Genomic DNA, 23,366 nt, shown 5'->3' with positions numbered 1-23,366 from the left:
ATGCATGTCTTTAACTCGCGCGCCGATTTCGACGCTCAGATGAAGTCCGTCAAGAAGTGGATGCGCACCGGTCAGGCGCTCGATGGCGTTGCCGACCTGCAGCACGACGTGGCTTACTCCATCGGCGACTCGTTGGTGTACTGGTGGGTCTATGCCCGCGAGGCCGCTACCGCCGATCTGGTCGGTCACCGTCGCTACCATGCCGTGCTCGCTCCGCTCGACGGCGACCTGACCGTCGAGGTTGCCCCCAAGGCAGACCTCACCTGCATCCGTGCTTACAGCGATATCGATGATCGCGAGCGCTTTGAGGGTGCGGGGGAGACCGTGACGATTCCCGCCGGCGGCGTTGCCGTCGTCGAAATTGACGAGGCCTACCGTGTCGTGGCCGATGCCGCGGATTCCCGCGTCGTGGTACTGCACGTGACGGTTGAAGGTTATTCCTTCCCCAACAAGTAGTATTCGTCCGTTTGGACGTTTGCTTCGCGCCGTTAAGGGGGATGGCTTTGTTGACTCCCTTTTCCCCATTCCCCTTAGCAGGTGCGCCGTCCACGATTGCGCTTGCAGTCCGGACGGTTTTAGATGAGATATAACGGATGATTGGGAGGGCTTATGAGCTCTGAAAAACGAGGAACGATTGGTTCGTTCGCTCTGCTGGGCATGACGGTCGCCGCCGTGTTCGGTATCAAGAACATCATCAACAACAACGCGGCCATCGGCTTGGCAGCTGCGCCGTCGTTCTTTTTCGCTACGCTTTTGTACTTTGTCCCCTATACCCTGGTTACCGCCGAATTCGTCGGCCTTAACAAGGACTCCGAGTCGGGCGTGTACGCCTGGGTCAAGACCTCGATGGGCGGTCGCTGGGCATTCCTGACGGCATTTAGCTACTGGTTCGTTAACCTGTTCTACTTTGCGTCCGTCCTGCCTAACGTCATCATCTACGCGAGCTACGTGTTCTTTGGTGCCAATGCCGAGCTCTCGCAGCTGTGGATCACCATTATCGAGATCGTCGTCTTTGCTATCGCCACGTGGGTTTCGACCAAGGGTGCTAAGTGGATCGGCTCCATTTCCTCCTTCGGCTCGACCGCGGCTCTCGGCCTGACTGCCGTGTTCATCTTGCTGTCCCTGGCTGCTGCCTTTGGCGGCGTCGAGTTCGCTACGGCTCCTACCCCCGCTAACATGGCTCCCGACACGAGCAACTTCGCAACTATGTGGGGCTTCTTCGGTACGCTTGCCTGGATCATCCAGGGCGTTGGCGGCGCTGAGTCTGTCGGCGTGTTCCTTAACGACCTTAAGGGTGGCGTCAAGGCCTTCGTGCGCACCGTCGTTATCGCCGGCCTGACCATCGGCCTTCTGTATGCAGGCGCTTCGCTGCTGGTCAACCTGTTCATTCCCGAGGGCGGCGTTGCCATCTCCACCGGTATCTTCGACGTATTCGGCGCTGTCTTTGCCCACTTTGGCATTCCCATGGAAGTGCCCACGCGCGTCATTGGCCTGATCCTTCTTGCCGCCACGCTGGGCTCCCTCATGATGTGGACCTCTGCTCCCATCAAGGTCTTCTTCACCGAGATCCCCAAGGGCGTCTTTGGTAGCAAGATCGTCGAGCTCAACGAGCACGGCATTCCTGCCCGCGCTGCCTGGCTGCAGTTCGCCATCGTCGTCCCCATCCTGATCATCCCGGCCCTGGGCTCCGGCAACCTAGACGACCTGCTCATGATCGTCACCAACATGACGGCTGCCACCGCTCTGCTCCCGCCGCTGCTGATTCTGCTTGCCTACTTTATGCTGCGCAAGAACTTCGACGCTGCGCCCCGCGACTTCCGTATGGGTTCGCGCACCTTCGGTCTGGTCATTGCCGCCTTCCTGCTCGTTGTCTTCTGCTTCGTGCTTATCTGCGGCACCATTCCGCTCGATCAGCCTCTGTGGCTGACGCTGGTCTACAACGTTGGCGGTGTAGTTGTCTTCCTGGGCCTTGCCGTGATGTGGTACAACCGCTACATCAACCGCCTGCGCGAGACCGATCCCGAGGCCGCCGAGAACGAGCTTCGCCCCTCCGTCCTCGACATGATGGAGTAGCGGCTAGGATTAATCTACGGCTGTGGAATAAATCGATTCCCTTTCCTAAGGAGGGGCCTTACGAGGCCCCTCCTTTTGTGTTTTGGGGCATGGTTTTGGACCCCGTGGTCAAAAAATGCCAAATATGAGTACTGTTGCAAAAGAGGTGTCATATTTTTCGGCCTGTTCTGAGCAAAAACGGGCTCAAAATCAATTTATCTAACCCCCTTTAAAGGGCGTTTGACGGCTTTCAACCTCTTCGAATCGCTCAAAGCAGGCACTTTGCTCGCGATTTTGCTGCTACTAAATCGGTGACAGTACTCATATTTGCCACTTTTTGCCCACGAGGTGTTCAGAGGAGCTCTCGACAAGCATCTAACGCTACAATAACTACCACGTGGTTGGGTTTGCCGGCCGAATGTGCGATGCCGCGGGAGGGGACATGGTCGAGTTTACAAAGACGATTAAAGATCCGTTGGGACTGCATGCCCGCCCGGTTGCGCTGCTTTACGACATCATTGCCAAGCATCGTAGCAACGTATCGGTCAGTATCGGCGATCGCCATACCGACGGCCGCGATGTAATGGGGCTCATGGCTCTCTACGGCGAGTGCGGCGAGGACATCATCTTCCGCGTTTCGGGCGTAGACGAGGCTTCCTGCGTCACATCGATCAGAAACCTCTCGCTCTAAGCATGACAGGGCGCGGCAAAGGACAGCTCTTTGCCGCGCCTTTTTGTTTCGTATAGGAAACTTTTTCGAAATCTAAATGGGGACCCTTTCCAAAAAGTTAACCACGTGCTAGTTTACTATAGCGAACATAGACGTGGTTAACTTTTGCTGCGTCGATGTTGAGGACGAACTGACGTTAGGAGCTCACTCATGTCTTGCGGACCGCAGATGCCGGCTATGCCGCTTTCGATGGTAAAAGCGGGCGAAACCGTGCGCGTGTCTCGCGTAAAGGGCAATGAGGATATGAAGCACCATCTCAAGGACCTCGGCTTTGTCGAGGGCAACGAGATCCACGTGGTGAGCTCGAGTGGCGCCAATATCATCGTCACGGTGCTGGGTGCACGCTTTGGTATCGATTCCAAGGTTGCCATGCACATCATGACCGTCGGTTAGTTCGCAGCATTTCGCAAAAAGCTGAAAGGGGGACAAGTACATGAAGACGTTGGGTGACGTCAAGGTGGGCGAGAGCTCTACCATCGTCAAGCTTCACGGTGAGGGTGCACTGCGCCGTCACCTTATGGACCTGGGGCTCATCAAGGGCACGTCGTTTAAGGTCGTTAAGGTTGCACCGCTCGGAGATCCGGTCGAGATCAACGTGCGCGGCTACGAGCTTTCCATCCGCAAGGAGGAGGCTGCCGTCGTCGAGGTCCAGTAAGGGCCAGCGGCATGTATTCTTGCAGGTAAAGTTAGGTTTTTCTAACTCTGCAATGCAACGTTGAAGCACATTATCCAGCCTGCGCGGAGAAAGCAGCGCGGGCACACAAGGAAGAAGGATTGAATGGCGGATTCTCAGATCCATGTCGCGCTGGCGGGTAACCCCAACTGCGGCAAGACCACGCTTTTCAACCTGATCACCGGCGCCAACGGCTACGTTGGCAATTGGCCCGGTGTCACGGTTGAGAAAAAGGAAGCCAAGCTCCTGAGTGACAAGAACGTCACGATTACGGACCTCCCCGGCATCTACTCGCTTTCCCCCTACAGCCCCGAGGAGCAGTGCTCACGCGATTACCTCATGAGCGGCGAGCCCGATTTGGTCGTCCAGGTTGTCGACGCGACCAACCTTGAGCGCAATCTGTACCTGGCACTTCAGGTCATCGAGACCGGCCTGCCCGTGGTCGTGGCCCTCAACATGGCCGACCTCGTGGAGAAGAACGGCGACAAGATCGACACGGACAAGCTTTCCAAGAAGCTTGGCTGCCCGGTCATGATGATCTCGGCCCTTAAAAACAAGGGTATCAAGGAGCTGTTCGAGCAGGTCAAGAAGTCTGCTGCTTCCAAGGGCCAGGTGCCGGAGCACAAGTTCGATTCCTCCATCGAGGACGTTCTGACCCACATCGAGAATAACCTGCCGGCGAGCGTTCCCGCCAACAAGCGTCGCTACTACGCTGTCAAGCTGTTTGAGCGCGATGCGGACGCCTGCAAGCTCATCAACCTTACCAAGGAGAAGGCCGCTCGCGTGGAGCAGCTGGTCGCCCAGTGCGAGCAGGATTGCGACGACGATGCCGAGTCCATCATCACCGGCGAGCGCTATGGCGTGATCGCCCACATCATCGACGAGTGCCTGACCAAGGCTCCGGCCAAGATGAGCACCTCCGAGAAGATCGACCGCGTGGTTACCAACCGTATCCTGGGCCTGCCGATCTTCGTGGTCATCATGTTCTGCGTGTACTACATCGCCGTTTCCACCCTGGGCGGCACGGTGACCGACTTCACCAACGACCAGCTCTTCGGCACCGACGGCTGGTACGTGCTCGGTCAGGGTCGCGACGCCTATGACGCAGCTGTTGAGGCTGCGGGCGACAACGCCGACTCGGTCGACCCGGCACAGTACGGCCCCTATGTCCCGGGTATCACCACCGCGGTGCATGACGCTCTCGTGGCGGGCGGTACCGAGGACGGTGGCCTCGTCGATTCGCTGGTCTGCGACGGCATCGTGGCTGGCATCGGCGCCATCATGGGCTTCGTCCCGCAGATGTTCCTGCTCTTTGTGATGCTGTCTTTCTTGGAGGACTGCGGTTACATGGCCCGCGTCGCCTTCATCATGGACCGCGTGTTCCGCCGCTTTGGCCTGTCCGGTAAGTCCTTTATCCCCATGCTCGTGTCCTCGGGCTGCGGCGTCCCCGGCGTCATGGCTACCAAGACCATCGAGAACGAGAAGGACCGCCGCATGACGGTTATGACCACCACGTTCATCCCTTGCGGCGCCAAGCTGCCGATCATCGCCCTGCTTATGGGTTCCATCATTGGCGACTCTTCTACCACCGCTGCGTGGATCAGCCCGCTCTTCTACTTCCTGGGCGTCTTTGCCGTCATTGCCTCGGGCCTCATGCTCAAGAAGACCAAGCTCTTCGCCGGCCGCCCGACGCCGTTTGTTATGGAGCTTCCTGCCTACCACTTCCCGGCGATCCGCTCTTGGGCGCTGCACGTGTGGGAGCGCTGCTTCGCCTTTATCAAGAAGGCCGGCACGGTCATCTTTGCGTCCACCGTCGTCGTTTGGTTCCTCTCCAACTTTGGTAGCTACAACGGCGCCTTTGGCTACCTGCCTTCCATGGAGGGCATCCCCGAGGAGTTCATGGATTACTCCGTGCTTGCCATGTTCGGCAACCTGGTCGCTTGGATCTTCGCCCCGCTCGGCTTTAGCACCTGGCAGGCCACCGCACTGACCGTCTCTGGCCTCGTCGCCAAGGAGAACGTTGTCGCCACCGCCGGCTCGCTGCTGTCCGTTGCCGACGCCGGCGAGACCGACCCGAGCCTGTGGACCGCGTTTGCGGCTATGTTCCCGACCATGGGCGCTTGCGTCGCCTTTGGTGCCTTCAACCTGCTGTGCGCTCCGTGCTTTGCCGCTATCGGCACCATCCGTAACCAGATGAACTCCGGTAAGTGGACCGCGATTGCCATCGGCTACGAGTGTGCCTTTGCTTGGGTCATCGGCCTGTTCATCAACCAGTTCTATAACCTGCTTGTTCTTGGGCAGTTTGGTATCTGGACGGTTGTGGCCATCGTGCTGCTGGCTGCGATGCTCTTCCAGATCTTCCGTCCCATGCCCAAGCATGCATGGACCGACGAGGACGAGACCAACACTGCTTCCGCCGCAGTTTCCGCTTAAGTCCAAATAAGGATTAGCCCCTTTCTACGAGCCCGGGTGTCCCAGTGACACTCGGGCTTTTTGGTGGGGGAGATGTGACGTTTCCGCAGATAAAACCGACTAAAATAAACCTGTCCCTTTTTGGTAGGTTGAGAATGGGGTAAAGTAAGTGATGGTTAACTAGAGGAGGCTTGCTATGGCACCTATCGATATTGTTGTACTGGCTGTTATCGGTATTGCGTTTGTCGCCGTGTGCGTGCGCATTTATCGCAAGGGCACCTGCGCCGACTGCGCTCAAGGTGGCGTTTGCACGGGACATTGCTCCAACAAAAAGACCTGCGCCGCACTTAAGGGCGTAGACAAAATTGCCGAAGACTTGGGCCGCGGGATCAAATAAGGCCCGGACATCCAGGCATCCAGGCGCCTCGCGAGTATCCGTTCGCGGGGCGCTTTGCACATATGGGGGCGAGCGCGGTGAGTTAAAGAGTGATTTTGGGGTATCGCTAACTATGTGGTCAACGGCCCGCTCACCGTGGTCCATGCCGTGGCAGGCGCCAAGCTCGCCGTCGAAGGCATGACTAACTACCTGCTCCTCTTCCACCCCGCCCATCAGTTGCGGTGAAATGCGGACTGTTTTGGCTGTCAAAGGCCTTATCTACTCCGTATTCCACCGCAACTTTTTGTGGGGTGGGCTAGAGACGCTGCATGCGGTACCCGACGCCCATGTGCGTCTGAATCATCTTGGGGTGAGAGGGGTCTGCCTCGATCTTCTTGCGCAGGGTGCGCATGAACACGCGCAGGCTCGCCAGATCGCTGTCCCAGCTCGTGCCCCATATCTCGCGGGTGATGAAGGTGTGGGTGAGCACCTTGTCGACGTTTTTCGCCAGAAGGACGAGCAATTTGTACTCGGTTGGGGTGAGCGAGAGCTCGCGTCCGTCTTTCGTCGCGTATCCCGCGGCGTAGTCGATATGCAGCGGACCGTTGTCGAACGTGCTCGCTTCTGTCGACTCGCTCGACGCCATCGATGAGCGCCTCAAATTCGCACGGACGCGCGCGAGCAACTCATCCACAGAAAAGGGCTTGGTGAGGTAGTCGTCTGCCCCTGCGTCAAGTGCTGCAATCTTGTCGGAATCTTCGGAGCGCGCCGAAATGACGATAATGGGGACTGCCGACCAGCTTCGGATCTTCGTGATGACCTCGATACCGTCAATGTCGGGAAGGCCGAGGTCGAGCATGATGAGGCTAGGGCCGTGCGACACCGCATCCATGATGGCGGCCTGGCCGTTGCAAACCTTGCTCACGACATAGCCGTGGAGGTCAAGCGCGGTCGAAACGAGGTTTTGAACGGTCAGGTCATCTTCGACCAGGAGGATGCGTGGCTTAGCGGCATTATTCATGAATCTCGATCTCCTCGGCGGGCAGGGTAAAACGGAAGACGGCCCCATGGGGGTGGTTGTCGCGAACTTCGATGGCGCCGCCATGCGCCTCCACGATGGAGCGGCAGAGCGACAGCCCAAGGCCGATGCTTCGACGCGAATCCACGGGCCGCGTATTGCTTGAGGTGAAGAAGCGCTCAAAGATATGAGGCTTGTCGCAGTCTGCCACACCCGGCCCATCGTCTGCGACGTCCACCACGACGAACGCGCCCTCGCGACGTGCGCTGATGGTGACAGTCGAGTCCTCGGGCGTGTATTTGAAGGCGTTCATGATGAGATTCGTAAGCACCTGCATGATGAGATGGACGTCGATGCGTACCAGCAGGATGTCGTCAGTGTGCTCGATGGTGACGGTACGTCCATGCGATGCTTGGGCGACATGGCTGAGGGCGGCCTCGATGACCTCGTCGATGAGCTCGGATGTGAAGTTGAGGCGAATGGTGCCATCCTCGACGCGTGTGATGGCGAGGAGGTTCTCCACGGTATCGATAAGCCAGAGGGAGTCGTCGTAGATGGCATCCGCAAGATCGCAGCGTTGTTCGAGGCTGAGCTTCTCGTCGCTCTTCCGAAGGATTGCCGCAGATCCGGATATAGCCGTGAGGGGTGTCCTCAAATCGTGGCCGATGGAGCGCAAAAGGTTGGCGCGCAGCTGCTCGTTTTTCGCCAAGACCGCAGCCTCTTCGCGCTCTTGCGCCGCCCGGTCGCTTTCGAGCGCCAAGGCGCATTCGCCTACGATAGATAGGACGATCGAATGCTCGAAGGCTTCGATCTCGCGCCCCTCCAGGTCGATGCCGATGACACCGAATACCTTGTCGCCGGTGCGAACCGCGAGGTAGAGGCAGCGCGCCTCGGGCAGGGTCCGCGTGCTTGCGCCCGCGCGCTTGTTGTTGGTGTAGGTCCAGGTTGCAACGGCGCGCTCGTAGTCGGTGAGCAGCGACGCGGATCGGTTTTCGGTGCCAGCGGACTCATGGAGCGCCTTGCCGAGCGTGCCGTGTTCGGCGGAGTAGAAGACCACGTCGAGTTTTAGCAGTTTGATGAGTTGGTTCATGGTGACGTGGGCGCACTCCTCCGCGCTATGGGCTTGCTGCAAGAGCTGGTTCGTTTCGAGGAGTACGCGCGTTTTGAATGCGTTCTCGGCGGAGGTACGGGCGTTGTCGGCGATGCGCGCAGTTAACTCGCCGGCGACCATAGCGGTAGCGAACATGATGCCGAACGTGACCAGATAGCTTCGGTCGTAGCTGGCGAGCGAAAACAGAGGCGTTACGAAGCAGAAGTTGTAAAGCACTACAGAGAGCACGCTCGATACGATCGTGCAGATACGCCCCGTCGTGGTGACGGCGGTCAGCAGGGCCGTGAGGATATAGAGGGATATGATGCTGGAATCGGCAAATCCCAGATGGCGGAAAGCCGTGCCGATCGCCGTGGCGACAAGAGAGAGGGCCAGCGTGCGAAGCACGTTTCGGCTGCTGGGCGGCTGCAGGGCGAGCGCATGGCGGCGTCCTTTGGGTCGGGAGGGCGGAGTCGACTGGTCTGGAATGATGTAAATGTCGAGGTTCGGGGCGAATGTTATGAGCTGTTCTACGAGAGATTTGCGGCCAAAGAGGGCCTGACGGACGCTGCTGTGCTCGCCCGTGCGCCCCATGACGATCTTCGAAATACCCGACAGGCGCGCGAACTCGGAGATCTGAAACGCGACGTCGTCGCCATAGACGGTTTCCATATGTGCTCCGAGCTGCTCGGCTAGGGCGATATTGTCTGCAAGCTTGGCGCGCTCATCATCGCTCATGGCTTGCGTGCGCGGGCTCTCTACGAACAGGGCGACGAGCTCGCTGCGAAACGCTTTCGCCATGCGTGCGGCGGCACGGACGATGCGGGGATTGGTCGGCGCCGGGGAGACACAGACTAAGATACGCTCCCTGGTGTAGTAGTCACGGTTTCCCAGCACGCGTGCGGCGTCTGTGAGGTGGCCGGTGCGATCGGCGCAGCGGCGCAGCGCGATTTCTCGGAGTGCGGTGAGGTTCTCGACGGTAAAAAAATGCTGTTGCGCTCGCTCGGCTTGTGCGGGACGGTAGACGAGGCCGGCGCGAAGGCGCTCAAGTAGGTCTTCGGGCTCTATGTCAACGAGCTCGACCTGGTCGGCATCATCGAAGATGCGGTCGGGGATTCGTTCGCTCACGACAACGCCGGTGATGGATGCAACCATGTCGTTTAGGCTCTCGATATGCTGAACGTTCACGGTCGTATAGACGTCGATGCCTGCATGTAGAAGTTCCTCGACGTCTTGATAGCGTTTGTCGTGGCGAGACCCCGGCGCATTCGTATGGGCGAGCTCGTCGACAAGGATGAGCTGAGGGGCGCGTTCGATAGCCGCATCTAGATCGAACTCGCTGAGCGCAATGCCGTTGTGCTCGATGAGTTTACAGGGCACGTTCTCAAGCCCTTGTGCAAGATGGGCAGTTGCCGGACGTTCGTGCGGCTCGATGTATCCCGCGACGACGTCGACACCTCGCCGCTTGGCGGCGTGGGCGGCTTGAAGCATCGCATAGGTTTTGCCTGCACCAGCAGCGTAGCCAAAGAAAATCTTGAGGTGTCCCCGGCTGGTTCGAGCGTCATCGGCGACCTCGTCTTTCTCAATTGCCTTGAGGATGAGGTCTGGATTGACGCGAGTGTCCGATGCGTCGCGCTGCATAGCGTAGCCTTTCTGAAACGTTGTCCATGCGTGCATACGCGGTGAGGACGCCACTGTATGCTCGCGAGGTCGAGTATAGGCGCACTGCAGCCGCAATAGTGCTTTCTACCTGCATCTTTACGGCATCTTAAGGTCGTGAGCCCCGGCCCTCACGCCTCTTTAATCTCTAGAAGCGTTTACTGTCCCCAGGCGCTTGCGAGAGCAGGCGTCCGAGACATCGGACCGCGCGTGAAAGGGGCGGTAATGGACATCCTCATTCCCATTATCGGAGTCGTCTGCATCGGACTCCTTATCTATTACATCTACATTCTGATGAGGAGTGATTCGTAAACTATGGACGCTGCGATTCAGTACATCTTGTACTTTGCCGTGCTCGTCGTCCTGGCCGTTCCGCTCGGTCGGTTCATGGCCCATATCATGGATGGCGAGCATACGTTCCTGTCGCCTGTGATTGCTCCTGTGGAGCGTGGCGTCTATCGTCTGCTTCGCATCGACGCGGCAGAGCCGATGGGGTGTAGGCGCTATCTGGCGAGCGTGCTGGTCTTTTCGGGGATCGGCCTCGTGGCCCTTGTGGCACTCCAAGCGCTTCAGCCCTTCTTGCCAGGCAATCCCCAGCACCTGCCGGGTGTGTCATGGGACCTGTCGTTCAATACGGCCGCTTCCTTCATAACCAACACCAATTGGCAATCCTATTCCGGTGAGACCACCCTGTCCTACCTTGTGCAGTTCATGGGCCTCACCGTGCAGAACTTCTTGTCCGCCGGCACCGGTATTGCGGTCATGTTCGCGCTGATCCGCGGCTTCCGTCAGGTCAAGGAGCAGGGTCTGGGTTCCTTCTGGGTCGACCTCACCCGCACCGTCCTGTATGTGCTCATCCCGCTGAACCTCGTGTTCGGCATCTGCCTGGCTGCCGGTGGCGTCATCTCCAACTTCCAGCCGGCTCAGAAGGCTGAGCTCGTAGAGCCCGTCGCTGTCCAGCCTAATGCAGACGGCGGCTGGAGCGTCATCGACGGCGCCCAGATCGAGGGCGATACGGTCAAGGTCGACGGCAAGGTTGTCGAGGGTGCGCGCGTGGTCACCGAGCAGTTCCTGCCCCAGGGTCCCGCGGCTCCTCAGGTCGCCATCAAGCAGTCCGGCACCAACGGCGGCGGCTTCTTCGGCGTGAACTCAGCCCATCCGTATGAGAACCCCAGTGCCTTCACCAACATCATCGAGATGACCAGCCTGCTGCTGATCCCGGCCGCCTGCTGCTTCACCTCCGGTATCGGCGTCAAGAACACCAAGCAGGGCAAGGCCATCTTCGCGGCGATGCTTATCCTGCTCGTGGTCTTTACCGGCATCATCGCCGTTAACGAGCATGCGGGCACCCCGCAGCTGGCCGATGGCGGAGCGGTCAATATCGAGATGACCGACGGCCAGGCCGGCGGCAACATGGAGGGCAAGGAGAGCCGCTTCGGTATCGCCACCTCCTCCACGTGGTCGGCTTACACCACCGCCGCTTCCAACGGCTCGGTTAACTCCATGCACGACTCCTACACCCCGCTGGGCGGTTTTGTCCAGATGCTCCAGATGGCTCTGGGCGAGGTCGTCTTCGGCGGCGTGGGCTGCGGCCTGTACGGCATGATCGGCTTCGCCATCCTCACAGTGTTCATCGCCGGCCTTATGGTCGGCCGCACGCCCGAGTTCCTGGGCAAGAAGATCGAGCCGGGCGAGATGCGCTGGGCAGTTGTCCTGTGCCTGGCAACTCCGTTTGCCATTCTGGTGTGCTCGGCCATCGCCTGCATGGTGCCCGGTCTTGCCGACCAGCTCTCCAACGGCGGGGCGCATGGCTTCTCCGAGGTGCTGTATGCCTTCACCTCATGCGGCGGCAACAACGGCTCGGCGTTTGCAGGTATGAACTGCAACATTCCCTGGATCAACGTCATGCTCGGCCTCGAGATGCTGTTCGCCCGCTTCATGCCCATCATCGGTACGCTGGCTATCGCCGGCTCGCTGGCCAAGAAGGGTAAGGTCGCCGAGAGCGCCGGTACCCTGTCTACCACCAACGGCATGTTCGTATTCCTGCTCGTGTTCATCGTTCTGCTGATCGGTGCCCTGAGCTTCTTCCCGGCCCTGGCGCTTGGCCCCGTTGCCGAGTTCTTCCAGATGATTGCGTAAAGGAGGGCGCAGATTTATGACTATGCAAAAAGACATGATGGGCCGCGCGGTCCGCGACTCGTTTGCCAAGCTGGACCCTCGCGTCCAGATTCAAAACCCGGTCATGTTCCTGGTGTGGCTTTCAGCCGTCATGACCTCCGTCCTGGCCGTCGCTTCCATCTTCGGTGTGCAGGACGCGGGTGTGCCCACCTACTATGTGGTCGCCATCGCGGTCATCCTGTGGCTCACCGACCTGTTCTCGAACTTCGCCGAGGCGCTTGCCGAGGGCCGCGGTAAGGCTCAGGCCGATTCCCTGCGTGCGGCCAAGAAGGATGTCGAGGCCCATCGCATCGAGTCCGTTGAGGACAAGGAGCACTTCACCGTCGTTCCCGGCACCGAGCTCACGCGCGGCGACCTGGTGATCGTACGCGCCGGCGAGCAGATTCCCGGCGACGGCGACGTCATCGAGGGCGCTGCCTCCGTTGACGAGTCCGCCATCACCGGCGAGTCCGCCCCCGTGGTCCGCGAGGCCGGCGGCGACCGCTCTGCCGTTACCGGCGGTACCACGGTGCTGTCCGACTGGATTATCGTCAAGATCTCCAGTGAGCCCGGCCAGAGCTTCCTGGACAAGATGATCGCGATGGTCGAGGGTGCCGCGCGCAAGAAGACCCCTAACGAGATCGGTCTGGAGATCTTCCTGGTGGCCCTCTCCATCGTCTTTATCCTGGTCACGCTGGCCCTGTATTGTTACTCCTGCTTCTCGGTCGGTCTTAACGACATGGTCAACCCCACGGCCGTGACCACGCTCGTGGCGCTGCTCGTGTGCCTGGCTCCCACTACCATCGGCGCCCTTCTGTCCGCCATCGGCATCGCCGGCATGAGCCGTCTGAACGAGGCCAACGTGCTGGCCATGTCCGGCCGCGCCATCGAGGCCGCCGGCGACGTCGACATCCTCATGCTCGACAAGACCGGCACCATCACCCTGGGTAACCGCCAAGCCGCTGAGTTCATCCCGGTCGACGGCGTCGATCCCGCGGAGCTGGCCGATGCCGCCCAGCTTTCCTCGCTGGCCGACGAGACCCCCGAGGGCCGTTCCATCGTCGTGCTCGCCAAGGAGCAGTTCGGTCTGCGCGGCCGCACGCTCGAGGATAAGGGTATGGAGTTCATCCCGTTCACCGCGGCAACGCGTATGTCCGGCGTGAACTACGAGGGCAATGAGATCCGCAAGGGCGCTGCCGATTCCGTGCGCACCTATCTGGAGGCAGCCGGCGGCGTGTTCTCCCAGGAGTGCGAAGAGGCCGTCGAACGCATCGCCAAGGCCGGCGGCACCCCGCTGGTCGTGACCAAGAACTGCCGCGTGCTGGGCGTTGTGTACCTCAAGGACATCATCAAGTCCGGCGTTAAGGAGAAGTTCGCCGACCTGCGCAAGATGGGCATCAAGACCATCATGGTGACGGGCGACAATCCGCTCACCGCCGCGGCAATCGCCGCCGAGGCCGGCGTTGACGACTTCCTGGCCGAGGCCACCCCTGAAGGCAAACTCGAGAAGATCCGCGAGTTCCAGCGTGAGGGTCACCTGGTCGCCATGACCGGCGACGGCACCAACGACGCGCCCGCTCTGGCCCAGGCCGACGTCGCCGTGGCCATGAACACGGGCACCCAGGCTGCCAAGGAGGCCGGCAACATGGTCGACCTCGACTCCAGCCCCACCAAGCTCATCGAGGTCGTGCGTATTGGCAAGCAGCTGCTCATGACCCGCGGCTCGCTCACGACCTTCTCGGTGGCCAACGACGTGGCGAAGTACTTCGCTATCATCCCGGCCCTGTTCTCGCCGATCTATTCGGGACTGGGCGCCCTCAACATCCTGAGCCTCACCAACCCGTTGACGGCCGTGCTGTCCGCCATCATCTACAACGCGCTGGTCATCGTCGCGCTAATTCCGGCGGCTCTCAAGGGCGTCAAGTACCGCGAGGTTCCATCCGGCCAGCTGTTGACCCATAACCTGCTGGTGTGGGGTCTGGGCGGCATCGTGGCGCCGTTCGTATTCATCAAGATTATCGACATGCTGCTGGCCTTGTTCGGCATTGGCATGATGTAGACGGAGGTTTGTATGTTCAAAGGTATCGCATCGCGCGCACTTGGCGTGTTCGCGCTGTTTACCATCGTCTGCGGCCTGGGATACACGCTCGTGGTGACCGGCGTCGTGCAGCTTGCGTTTCCGTACCAGGCGAACGGATCGCTTATTACGGTCGACGGCAAGGTTGTGGGTTCCGAGCTCATCGGCCAGAACTTCGATGACGAAGCCCACATGTGGGGTCGTATCCAGAACGTGTCAATTGTCGAAGGCGAAGACGGCGAGCTCATGGCGTATGGTGCCCCGTCCAACCTGTCCCCGGCGAGTGAGAAGTATCGGCAGCTTGTGGATGCGCGCGTGAAGAAGATTCGCGCCGCCAACTCCGATGCCGATATGGACGCTGTGCCCGTCGACCTGGTGACGTGTTCGGGGTCCGGCCTCGACCCGGAGATCTCTCCGGATGCCGCCGAGTACCAGGTCCCGCGCCTTGCCAAGGCCACGGGCAAGAGCGAAGACGAGGTGCGCGAGATCATCGCCCAGTGCACCAAGGGCCGTTTCCTCGGCGTGTTCGGCGAGCCCACGGTTAACGTGCTCAAGGTGAACCTTATGCTGGACGGCGCGCTGTAAGTGAGGGAGTGGCGGATGAGGGCATGACTGACTATCTGAGCCCTCAATTCCACCCCGCCCATCGGTTGCGGTGAAATACGGACTGTTTTGGCTGTCAAAAGTCTCATCTACTCCGTATTCCACCGCAACTTTTTTGTGAGGGTCGGGATTGAAGGTGGGGAGTGCGAGCGAGTGCGAATGCGGCGGATACTGATACGATAAGTACGTTAGTAACTGCCGCCGAGCGGCTCAAACGAAAGGAAGCCTGCATGGAGTCTTCTGCCTATCCAATGCTCTTTAGCCCGATCAAGGTCGGTACGACCGAGGTCAAGAACCGCGTCTTTATGCCGCCAGTGTCAACCAACCTGGCCGATCATGGCTATGTGACCGACGACTTGGTCGATCATTACCGCGCCCGCGCCAAGGGCGGCGTGGGCCTCATCATCACCGAGGTCGTGACGGTCGAGCCCACCTATACCTATCTGCCGGGTGACATGTGCTGCTACGACGACACGTTTATCCCCGGCTGGGAAAAGCTCGCCGCGGCCGTCCACGAGTACGGCTGCAAGATCATGCCGCAGCTCTTCCACCCCGCCTACATGGCCTTTAACATTCCAGGCACGCCGCGCCTGATCGCCCCGTCCTTTGTGGGCCCGTCCTATGCCCGCGAGGCACCGCGTCCCATCACGGTTGACGAGATCCACGAGCTCACGCATCAGTTCGGCGACGCTGCCGTGCGTATGCAGAAGGCCGGCGTCGATGGCGTCGAGGTCCATGCGGCGCACGCCCACGGTATGCTCGGCGGCTTTTTGACTCCGCTCTACAACAAGCGTACCGACGAGTACGGCGGCTCGCTCGACGCCCGCATGCGCTTCCTGCTCGAGGTCATCGCCGAGATTCGCGAGCGCTGCGGCAAGGACTTCATTATCGACGTCCGTATCTCGGGCGACGAGTACACCGATGGCGGCCTGACCCTCAACGACATGATCTACGTCTCGCGTCGCCTGGAGAAGGCCGGCGTCGACATGATTCATGTGTCGGGCGGCACCACCATCAAGCGTGGCTCCGCAATTCCCGCCGCCGGTACGCAGCAGGCCTCGCATGCCGCCTGCTCGCGCGAGATTAAGAAGCACGTCAACATTCCCGTTGCCACGGTCGGCCGCATCAACGAGGCCTGGATCGCCGAGGAGCTGATCGAGGACGGCGCCGCCGACATCTGCATGATGGGCCGCGCCAATCTGTGCGATGCCGAGTTCTGCAATAAGGCGGCTGCCGGCAACGCCGACGAGATCCGTCCCTGCATCGGCTGCCTGCGCTGCCTGAACGGCATCATGTTTGGCAAGCGCATCTCCTGCACCGTCAACCCGGACGTCGAGCGCGACGAGGCCGGCTACGAGCCTGCCGCCGAGGCCAAGAACGTGCTCGTCGTGGGCGCCGGTCCCGCTGGCATGGAGGCGGCCTACATTGCCGCCAAGCGCGGCCATAACGTGGTGCTCGTGGATAAGCAGGACGAACCGGGCGGCGAGATGCGCATCGCGGCCGTTCCGCCGGCAAAGCAGGAGCTCACTCGTGTGATCAAGTACCAGTACCGTCGCCTGGCCGAGGCCGGCGTCACGTGCGTATTTGGCACTGAGCTTACTGCCGAGGACATTCAGCGTGACTACGCCGGCTACGAGGTCGTCCTAGCTTATGGCGCCGAGCCCATCGCTCCGGCCTTCATGCAGGGCTTTAAGCAGGTTATGACGGCTGACGACCTGTTGGGCGGCAAGGCTTTTCCGGGCAAGAAGATCGTCATCGTGGGCGGCGGCACCGTCGGCTGCGAGACGGCCGATTACCTGGCCCCGTTGGTCAACGACCTGTCGCCGGCCAATCGCGATGTCACCGTCATCGAGATGACCAAGACGCTCGCCGCCAACGAGGGCGGTGCCGGCCGCGCGGTGCTCATCACGCGCATGCTCTCCAAGGGTGTCCACGTGCTGACTGAGGCCAAGGTGACCGAGATTACCGAGGATGCTATCAGCTACGAGAAGGACGGCGAGGTCCACACCATCACCGGTGCCGATACGCTGGTGCTTGCCATGGGCTATCGTCCCAATACCAAGCTGGCAGACGACCTGGCTGCAGCCGGTGTTGCCACCCACGTGCTGGGCGATGCCAACAAGTGCGGTAACATTCGCGACGCCATCGGCGATGGCTACAAGGTTGCCTGCGAGCTCTAGTTAACCCTTTGTTGCGTGGGGGCCAGGTTACTTTGCGCTAAGTTGATGCATGTAAACCTGACCCCATTGCACCATTTGATAAAACGCAAGCGCTCGCTGCCTGCGTTTTATCAAAGAAAGATTATTGTCGAGCCTTAAATGCCTTTTGTTTGTGTGCTTTCCGCAATCATATTGCGGTTGTAGACCAGGTGCAGATACATCGCATCGTGAGCGGCGGTGGGGTTGCGCGTCTCAATGGCGTCGGCCACACCGTGGTGCGTGCGGATGGTCTCCTCGACGAACTTTTTTGCCCGTTACGTCGATAAAGAGGGGAACGGATGCCTTGAGCACACCCATCAGACGGGTAACGGCGAGGTTGCCGCCATCCCAGGGCGGCTTCATGGGGTAGCGCCCGTACGCATCGAATTTTTCCTCTCATAGATGTGCGGCACAAAGAGCCCCGAGTTCATACGAGCTCGGGGCTCTTTTCGTTTGGATTTCAGACGTATTGACAGACGAAAACAGTCTGCGTCCGGTATTGAGCCATACGAAAGCGAAATTATGCGTCTTAATTCCGTACGCAAATCAAGACGAAAACAGTTTGCGTCTTATATAAATCAGTACGCAAACGGTTTTCGTCTTATAATACGGTTATGAATGGTACGAAACGAGGGGGTTGTGCATATGGTTGTTAGAGAGAGCCCTACAGTCGAATACAAGGAAAGCGTTACGCCGACGTTTCTTAAAACGGTGAGCGCCTATGCAAACTATGGGACGGGCAAGATTGAGTTTGGCGTTGATGACGAGGGCGTGGTTGTCGGCCTTGCAGATCCGGTCGCAGAGTGTCTCCGCATCGAGAACATGATTAATGACAGCTTGGACCCCGCTCCCCGTTACACGCTCGAGCCCGATGAGAAACACGGGACCGTAATCCTTACGGTTTATGAGGGACAGGACAAACCCTATCGAAGCAAGGGAAAGGCCTACAGGCGAAACGATTCGGCAACGGTGGAGGTCGACCGGTTTGAGTATGGCAGGCTGACGCTCGAAGGCAGCAACGTAACGTTCGACGCGCTCACGTCGGCTCGCCAGGACTTGAGCTTTCATACGCTCGAGCATAAGTGTGTTGAACACCTCGGCATTTCCGAGCTAACGTCGGATATCTTGCGTACGCTCCGCTTGCTCGGCAAGGATGGCTATACCAATGCCGCGGCGATTTTAGCGGATAAGAATGATTTTCCAGGCATCGACTGCGTCCGTTTTGGCGATACCGAGGATGTGATCTTGGATCGCGAGGCGGCGACAAATGTATCCGCAATTGAGCAGGCGGACAGGGCGGTGGCTATGTTTGCACGCTACTACCGTTATGAGCGTATCGAAGGGATGGAGCGCGTCCAAACCGATCGAATTCCTCTTGAGGCATTCCGCGAAGCTGTTGCAAACGCTTTAGTGCATCGGACGTGGGACGTTCGAGCGAACGTTCAAATTGCCCTGTACGATGATCGCGTCGTTGTGACCTCCCCCGGATCGCTGCCCGCCGGTTTGACGACGGAACAATACCTGTATGGGCAGATATCCGTGCTCAGAAACCCCATCGTTGCAGAGGCCTTCTTAAAGCTGGATTACATCGAGAAATTTGGTACGGGAATTGCGCGCATTAGACGTGCCTATCGCGATTCGATCAATCAACCAATTTTTGATGTTCGCGGCGGCATGGTGGCCGTCACATTGCCCGTTACCGATGCCTTTGAAGGGTCCGAGGAAGAGGTCCAGGTTCTCAAGGCCTTGTCGGGCGGGCGAATTATGTCGCGAAGCGAGATTGAAAAACAGACGGGGCTGAGCCGCATGCGGACGTTGGCGGCACTCGAATCTCTGCTTGAACGGAATGCAATCGTAAGGCAGGGAACCGGGCGGGCCACGAAATACGAGCGCTCATAGTCCAAAAGAGCCATGGTACAAGACGGACCCCAAGCCAGCGTTGGCTTGGGGTCCGTTATATCCCGGATGGTAATGGGCCGATTATTGTCAAGTTATAGCAAAGTACAGCGACGTACAGCAAAGTATAGTGAGATATAGCAAGCCGTATAGCGCGCCTTGATTTTCAACCCTTGATTATCAACCGTCCGTATTTCACAGCAACTTATAACAGGCTCGGGGTGCCAATTTGGGGTGCAGTAGTGCTGCGCCACGAAAAGGGCCTATCTACTACGTTTAAGCCGCAGGGGTCAACCATAGTCGGTTTTTTCGAAAATCGACAAGCTGTCTACCTGCGGTTTTGTTTTCACGGTTTTCGGTATGGCCGAGGCTATCCGTGTTAACGTAATAGATGGGCCACTTTTGTGGCAAGGGGGGGCCGATCTGCGGGCCAGGGTAGCTAAAAGAGCCCCGTCCCAAAAAGACTGATTGGGAGCTGGGGCGTGTCGATGCGATAGTATTACGTGGTGAAATTCGACAAACCGTGAGCTTCATCCGAGGGCTTTATGGAACAACACCAGCATAATCAGAGCCTGCAAGATCAGGCATACAACGCATTGCGCTCCAAGATCATCTATGCCGAGCTCAAGCCCGGCACGCGCCTTTCGGCGATTGGTCTGGAAAAGGAGACGGGAATCGGGCGCACGCCCATTCGCGAGTCTTTTGTGCGCTTGCGTGAGCAGGAGCTGGTGGAAACGCGTCCCAAAAGCGGCACCTATGTCTCAAAAATCAGCATGGAGCGCGCCGAGAACGCCTGTTTCTTGCGCGAGAAACTCGAGAGAAGCGTGCTCATTAAATGCTGCTCTGCCGTCACGCCCGAGCAAAAGCAGCGGCTCGAGCGGATTCTTGCCGAGTCCGAGTCGCTCGACCATAGCGAAACGCGTCGCTTTTTCGATCTGGACAACCTGTTCCATGAGACGTGTTTTGAGATTGCCGGCCGCCACATGTTGTGGGATTGGATGAAGAGCGTCAACACACATTTTGAGCGATACAACTGGTTGCGTATGGTGTCGCAGGATCTGGATTGGGAGCCGATTCGTCGGCAGCATCGCCGAATTCTCGAGGCCATTAAGAAGGGCGATACCGACGCGGCGAGCTACCTGGCAGAGACGCACCTGCATCTGATGCCCGAGGAACAGGGCCCGGTTATCGCCTTGCATCCCGACTACTTTGAGCTGTCGAAAGACTCGTCAATCTAGCCCATCGCCGCATCTGCTCGAGACACAAAAACGATGCTGCTCACCTACAGCGTTTTGCAACCGAGATTTTTAAAAAATGCCTAAAATGGCTCAGATTGCTGACAATTGGGAAACGGGGTGCGCTATGGCGCAGATGAGGATTAAGGACATTGCCGCCGAGGCGGGCGTGAGCCCGGCCACGGTCTCGCGCTATCTCAATAACCGCCCCGGGCAGATGACCGAGGAGACCCGCGCCCGCATCGCGGCGGTTATCGAGCGCACCGGCTATCGCCCACGTGCCGCCGCACGCAATCTGCGCAGCTCGCGCGCCAACCTCATCGGCGTAATCTTGGCCGACATCGCCAACCCGTTCTCCAGCGCCATGCTCGAAGGGCTTTCCGCCAGCGCCGCCGCGCGCGGCTGCTCGCTCATGACGGCCATTAGCGGCAACGACCCCGCCAAGGAAGCGGAGTCGCTCACCAGACTTATCGATGCCGGCGTGGACGGCCTGGTCGTCAACACCTGCGGAGGCAATGACGAGGCGATCGCCGCGGCAGCGGGACGCCTACCCGTTGTGCTGCTCGACCGCGATGTTGCCGATGGCGGCATCGATCTGGTGACATCTAACAACCGTGAGCTGGTCGCCGGCCTGGTAGACGCCTTGGCTGCTGCGGGCAGCGAGCGTCTGTGCCTGCTTACCGAGGCAAGCGATGACAGCCCCGTGCGTCGTGAGCGCGCTGAGGCGTTTGCCGACGAGCTCTCGCGCCGCGGCCTGGCCGGCGAGGTCGTCACCTTGGCGGACGGTGGTGCCGAGGGTGTCAGTCGCCTGGACGAGACCATCCGCGGCTATGCGGGTAAAAAGCTCGGCCTCATTGCCGTCAACGGCCTGGTCTTCCTGCGCCTGACCGAGGCACTGGCGCAGCTGGGTCCCTCGCTGCCGGCGGGCCTTAAGATCGCAACGTTTGACGATTACCCCTGGAACCACGTGCTCTTTGGCGGTGTGACCACGGCCGCGCAAGACACCCACACCATCGCCGAGCGCGTAATCGAGCGTCTGTCCGAGCGCATCGACGTCGTTACCACTACGGTGGGCGACGCCGCAAAGCTCGCCCCCAAGCGCATCGAGATCCCCGGTCACATCGAACACCGCGCTTCGACCTCGCGCTAGTCTGTGTGATATTATATAGACAATGTCATACAGGAGGTATCCATGGCTGCGTCTGTGCTGAGTGTTCGAGTGGACTCGTCAATTAAAGATTCATTTGCCGAGCTGTGCGAAGAACTCGGCATGACTTCGTCCGTTGCGGTCAATATGTTCATGAGGCAGATGTTGCGCGAGCGCTCGCTGCCGTTTGTGCCTTCACTCGGTAAAAGCTCTGCGAGCGAAAGCGCCACAGCGGGCATTTTGGATACCGCTCAGATTGAGTCCGCCGTCCGCGAGGCAGCCAGCCCGATTCCCGCCATCAAAACCGTGATCCTATTTGGATCGTATGCCCGTGGCGAGGCGCGTGCAGATAGTGATATCGACTTGCGCCTCGAAGTCGATCGCGAGCAGGGCTTTGGTCTTTTTGCGTTGTCGGCGTTTGGCGAGGCAGTGCGCAAGGAAACCGGGAGGCAGGTTGATCTCGTCTCGAGTGATCATCTTGATGACGATCTTGCCGCGGTAATCGAGCGCGAAGGAGTGATCCTTTATGATCGCGCGTAAGTCAGACAGCCTGTTCGCACACGTTTTTTGAGCGCTTGATACGCTTTAACCCTGCGGAAACATTTTTCTGCGATAGTATCTGCGATATAGACCAGTCGAAACCCGCCCGAAAGAAAGGGGAGCGACATGAACCAGCAGAACATCGATTACGTACTCCGCTCTGTAGAGCAGCGTGACATCCGCTTTGTGCGTCTGTGGTTTGTCGACATTCTCGGCCGCCTCAAGAACTTTGCCATTAGCCCCGAGGACCTCGAGGTCGCTTTTGAGGAGGGTATTGGCTTTGACGGCTCCGCCATCGAGGGCTTTGCCACGCCCGAGGAAGCCGACATGCTGGCGTTCCCCGATGCTTCGACCTTCCAGATCCTGCCGTGGCGCCCGAGCCACAACGGCGTAGCCCGCGTGTTCTGCGACGTGTGCACTCCCGATCGCAAGCCGTTTGCCGGCGACCCGCGCGATGCCCTGCGCCGCATGTTCCGCAAGGCCGAGAAGGCTGGCTATCTGCTTAACGTGGGTGCCGAGCTGGAGTATTACTACTTCCCCGACGAGCACACCCCCGAGCCGCTCGACAACGTGGGCTACTTCGATCTTTCGGTAAGCGATGCCGCCCGCGACCTGCGTCGCAACACGGTCCTCACGCTCGAGAAGATGTCCGTGCCCGTGGAGTACACCTTCCATGCCGCCGGCCGCTCGCAGCACGGTATGAGCCTGCGTCACGCCGAGGCCCTGAGCATGTCCGACGCCATCACCACGGCCAAGCTCATCATTAAGCAGCAGGCCTACGAGAGCGGGTGCCACGCCTCCTTTATGCCCAAGCCGTTGGCGGGTGAGGACGGCAGCGCTATGTTCCTGTGTCAGTCGCTGTTCGACCATGACGGCAACAACGTCTTTTGGGGCGAGGACGACGAGAAGTACCACCTCTCCGAAATCGCCAAGCACTACATGGCCGGCATCCTGGCGCACGCGCGCGAGATCAGCGCCATCACCAACCCCACGGTCAATTCGTACAAGCGCATCACCACGGGCGGCGACTCCGTGCCGCAGTACGCCACGTGGGGCCTGCGCAACCGCGCGAGTATGGTCCGCATTCCGGTCTACAAGCCCGGCAAGCAGCTGTCCACGCGCATCGAGCTGCGTAGCCCCGACCCCATGGCCAACCCGTATCTGGTCAACGCCGTCACGCTGGCGGCTGGTCTGGACGGCATCGAGCGCAAGCTGGAGCTCCCGCCCGAGGCCACGGCCGAGACGCTCAAGCTTACCGACCGTCAGATGGTCGACGCCGGCTACACGCCGCTGCCGCGCTCGCTCAAAGAGGCGCTCGACGTGTTTGAGGACTCGCAGTTTATGAAGGATGCCCTCGGCGAGCACATTCACAGCTTCTTCCTCAAAAAGAAGCGCGACGAGTGGCATAAGTTTGAGTCTACGATCACCGAGTGGGAGATCAAGCACTACCTGGCGAACTCCTAATCGCGCTGGCTTGTTCCAGTACGATTGAGCTCATTTCTT

At 59.5% G+C, this 23,366-nt stretch carries 18 protein-coding genes; 16 read left to right on the top strand and 2 right to left on the bottom strand.

What is annotated here, in order from left to right:
- The 7 genes from DW112_RS03900 (at position 1) to DW112_RS03870 (ending at position 6,264) form a co-directional block, all read left to right on the top strand.
- Complete coding sequence (locus tag DW112_RS03900) at positions 1-456, top strand: hypothetical protein (RefSeq protein WP_117765414.1); 456 nt, start codon at positions 1-3, stop codon at positions 454-456.
- Positions 457-609: 153 nt separating this feature from the next.
- Positions 610-2,073, top strand: coding sequence for an amino acid permease (locus DW112_RS03895; RefSeq protein ID WP_118328370.1), 1,464 nt, complete (start codon positions 610-612; stop codon positions 2,071-2,073).
- Positions 2,074-2,494: 421 nt separating this feature from the next.
- Positions 2,495-2,743, top strand: a complete 249-nt coding sequence (locus DW112_RS03890; RefSeq protein ID WP_158559602.1) for an HPr family phosphocarrier protein — start codon at positions 2,495-2,497, stop codon at positions 2,741-2,743.
- 189 nt (positions 2,744-2,932) lie between these two features.
- Positions 2,933-3,175: a FeoA family protein gene (locus DW112_RS03885; RefSeq protein ID WP_022094360.1), complete on the top strand. Its 243-nt coding sequence runs from the start codon at positions 2,933-2,935 to the stop codon at positions 3,173-3,175.
- A gap of 40 nt (positions 3,176-3,215) precedes the next feature.
- The gene (locus DW112_RS03880; protein WP_006234774.1) at positions 3,216-3,437 is read left to right on the top strand and encodes a FeoA family protein; all 222 of its coding nucleotides are present in this window, start codon (positions 3,216-3,218) and stop codon (positions 3,435-3,437) included.
- 123 nt (positions 3,438-3,560) lie between these two features.
- A complete protein-coding gene (locus tag DW112_RS03875; RefSeq protein ID WP_118328369.1) occupies positions 3,561-5,888 on the top strand; it encodes a ferrous iron transporter B in 2,328 nt (775 codons plus the stop codon).
- Positions 5,889-6,063: 175 nt separating this feature from the next.
- On the top strand, positions 6,064-6,264 hold the full coding sequence (locus DW112_RS03870) for a hypothetical protein (protein WP_035136858.1): 201 nt from the start codon (positions 6,064-6,066) through the stop codon (positions 6,262-6,264).
- 295 nt (positions 6,265-6,559) lie between these two features.
- Here DW112_RS03870 and DW112_RS03865 read toward each other — a convergent pair whose 3' ends face one another.
- The gene (locus DW112_RS03865) at positions 6,560-7,264 is read right to left on the bottom strand and encodes a response regulator (protein WP_118328368.1); all 705 of its coding nucleotides are present in this window, start codon (positions 7,262-7,264) and stop codon (positions 6,560-6,562) included.
- Entirely contained in the window at positions 7,257-9,992 is a 2,736-nt protein-coding gene (locus tag DW112_RS03860; RefSeq protein ID WP_118328367.1) for a sensor histidine kinase KdpD, read from the bottom strand. The genes DW112_RS03865 and DW112_RS03860 overlap by 8 nt, the downstream gene beginning before the upstream one ends.
- A 333-nt stretch (positions 9,993-10,325) precedes the next feature.
- On the opposite strand from DW112_RS03860, the gene kdpA reads away from it, so the two are divergent.
- From kdpA to DW112_RS03815, 9 genes are all read left to right on the top strand, one after another.
- On the top strand, positions 10,326-12,149 hold the full coding sequence (gene kdpA / locus DW112_RS03855; RefSeq protein ID WP_118328366.1) for a potassium-transporting ATPase subunit KdpA: 1,824 nt from the start codon (positions 10,326-10,328) through the stop codon (positions 12,147-12,149).
- A gap of 16 nt (positions 12,150-12,165) precedes the next feature.
- Positions 12,166-14,226, top strand: coding sequence for a potassium-transporting ATPase subunit KdpB (kdpB, locus tag DW112_RS03850; RefSeq protein WP_118328365.1), 2,061 nt, complete (start codon positions 12,166-12,168; stop codon positions 14,224-14,226).
- Positions 14,227-14,238: 12 nt separating this feature from the next.
- Positions 14,239-14,829 carry a potassium-transporting ATPase subunit KdpC gene (kdpC, locus tag DW112_RS03845; protein WP_117583369.1) on the top strand — a complete coding sequence of 197 codons (591 nt, stop codon included), beginning with the start codon at positions 14,239-14,241 and terminating at the stop codon, positions 14,827-14,829.
- A gap of 248 nt (positions 14,830-15,077) precedes the next feature.
- Positions 15,078-17,027, top strand: a complete 1,950-nt coding sequence (locus DW112_RS03840) for an NAD(P)/FAD-dependent oxidoreductase (RefSeq protein WP_117583368.1) — start codon at positions 15,078-15,080, stop codon at positions 17,025-17,027.
- Between the two features lie 663 nt (positions 17,028-17,690).
- Positions 17,691-18,944 (top strand): ATP-binding protein, encoded by a 1,254-nt coding sequence (locus DW112_RS03835; RefSeq protein ID WP_117583367.1) that lies wholly within the window; start codon positions 17,691-17,693, stop codon positions 18,942-18,944.
- A 542-nt stretch (positions 18,945-19,486) separates the two neighbouring features.
- Positions 19,487-20,179 (top strand): GntR family transcriptional regulator, encoded by a 693-nt coding sequence (locus DW112_RS03830; protein WP_117583366.1) that lies wholly within the window; start codon positions 19,487-19,489, stop codon positions 20,177-20,179.
- A 124-nt stretch (positions 20,180-20,303) separates the two neighbouring features.
- Positions 20,304-21,326: a LacI family DNA-binding transcriptional regulator gene (locus tag DW112_RS03825; protein ID WP_158549297.1), complete on the top strand. Its 1,023-nt coding sequence runs from the start codon at positions 20,304-20,306 to the stop codon at positions 21,324-21,326.
- A 42-nt stretch (positions 21,327-21,368) separates the two neighbouring features.
- Entirely contained in the window at positions 21,369-21,863 is a 495-nt protein-coding gene (locus DW112_RS03820; protein ID WP_117797077.1) for a type II toxin-antitoxin system RelB/DinJ family antitoxin, read from the top strand.
- Positions 21,864-21,989: 126 nt separating this feature from the next.
- A complete protein-coding gene (locus DW112_RS03815; protein ID WP_118328364.1) occupies positions 21,990-23,327 on the top strand; it encodes a glutamine synthetase family protein in 1,338 nt (445 codons plus the stop codon).
- Positions 23,328-23,366: the final 39 nt, after the last annotated feature.

The organism is Collinsella sp. AM09-41 (assembly GCF_003473245.1).
Taxonomy (GTDB): domain Bacteria; phylum Actinomycetota; class Coriobacteriia; order Coriobacteriales; family Coriobacteriaceae; genus Collinsella.
This window is presented reverse-complemented; position numbering and strand designations above follow the sequence as displayed.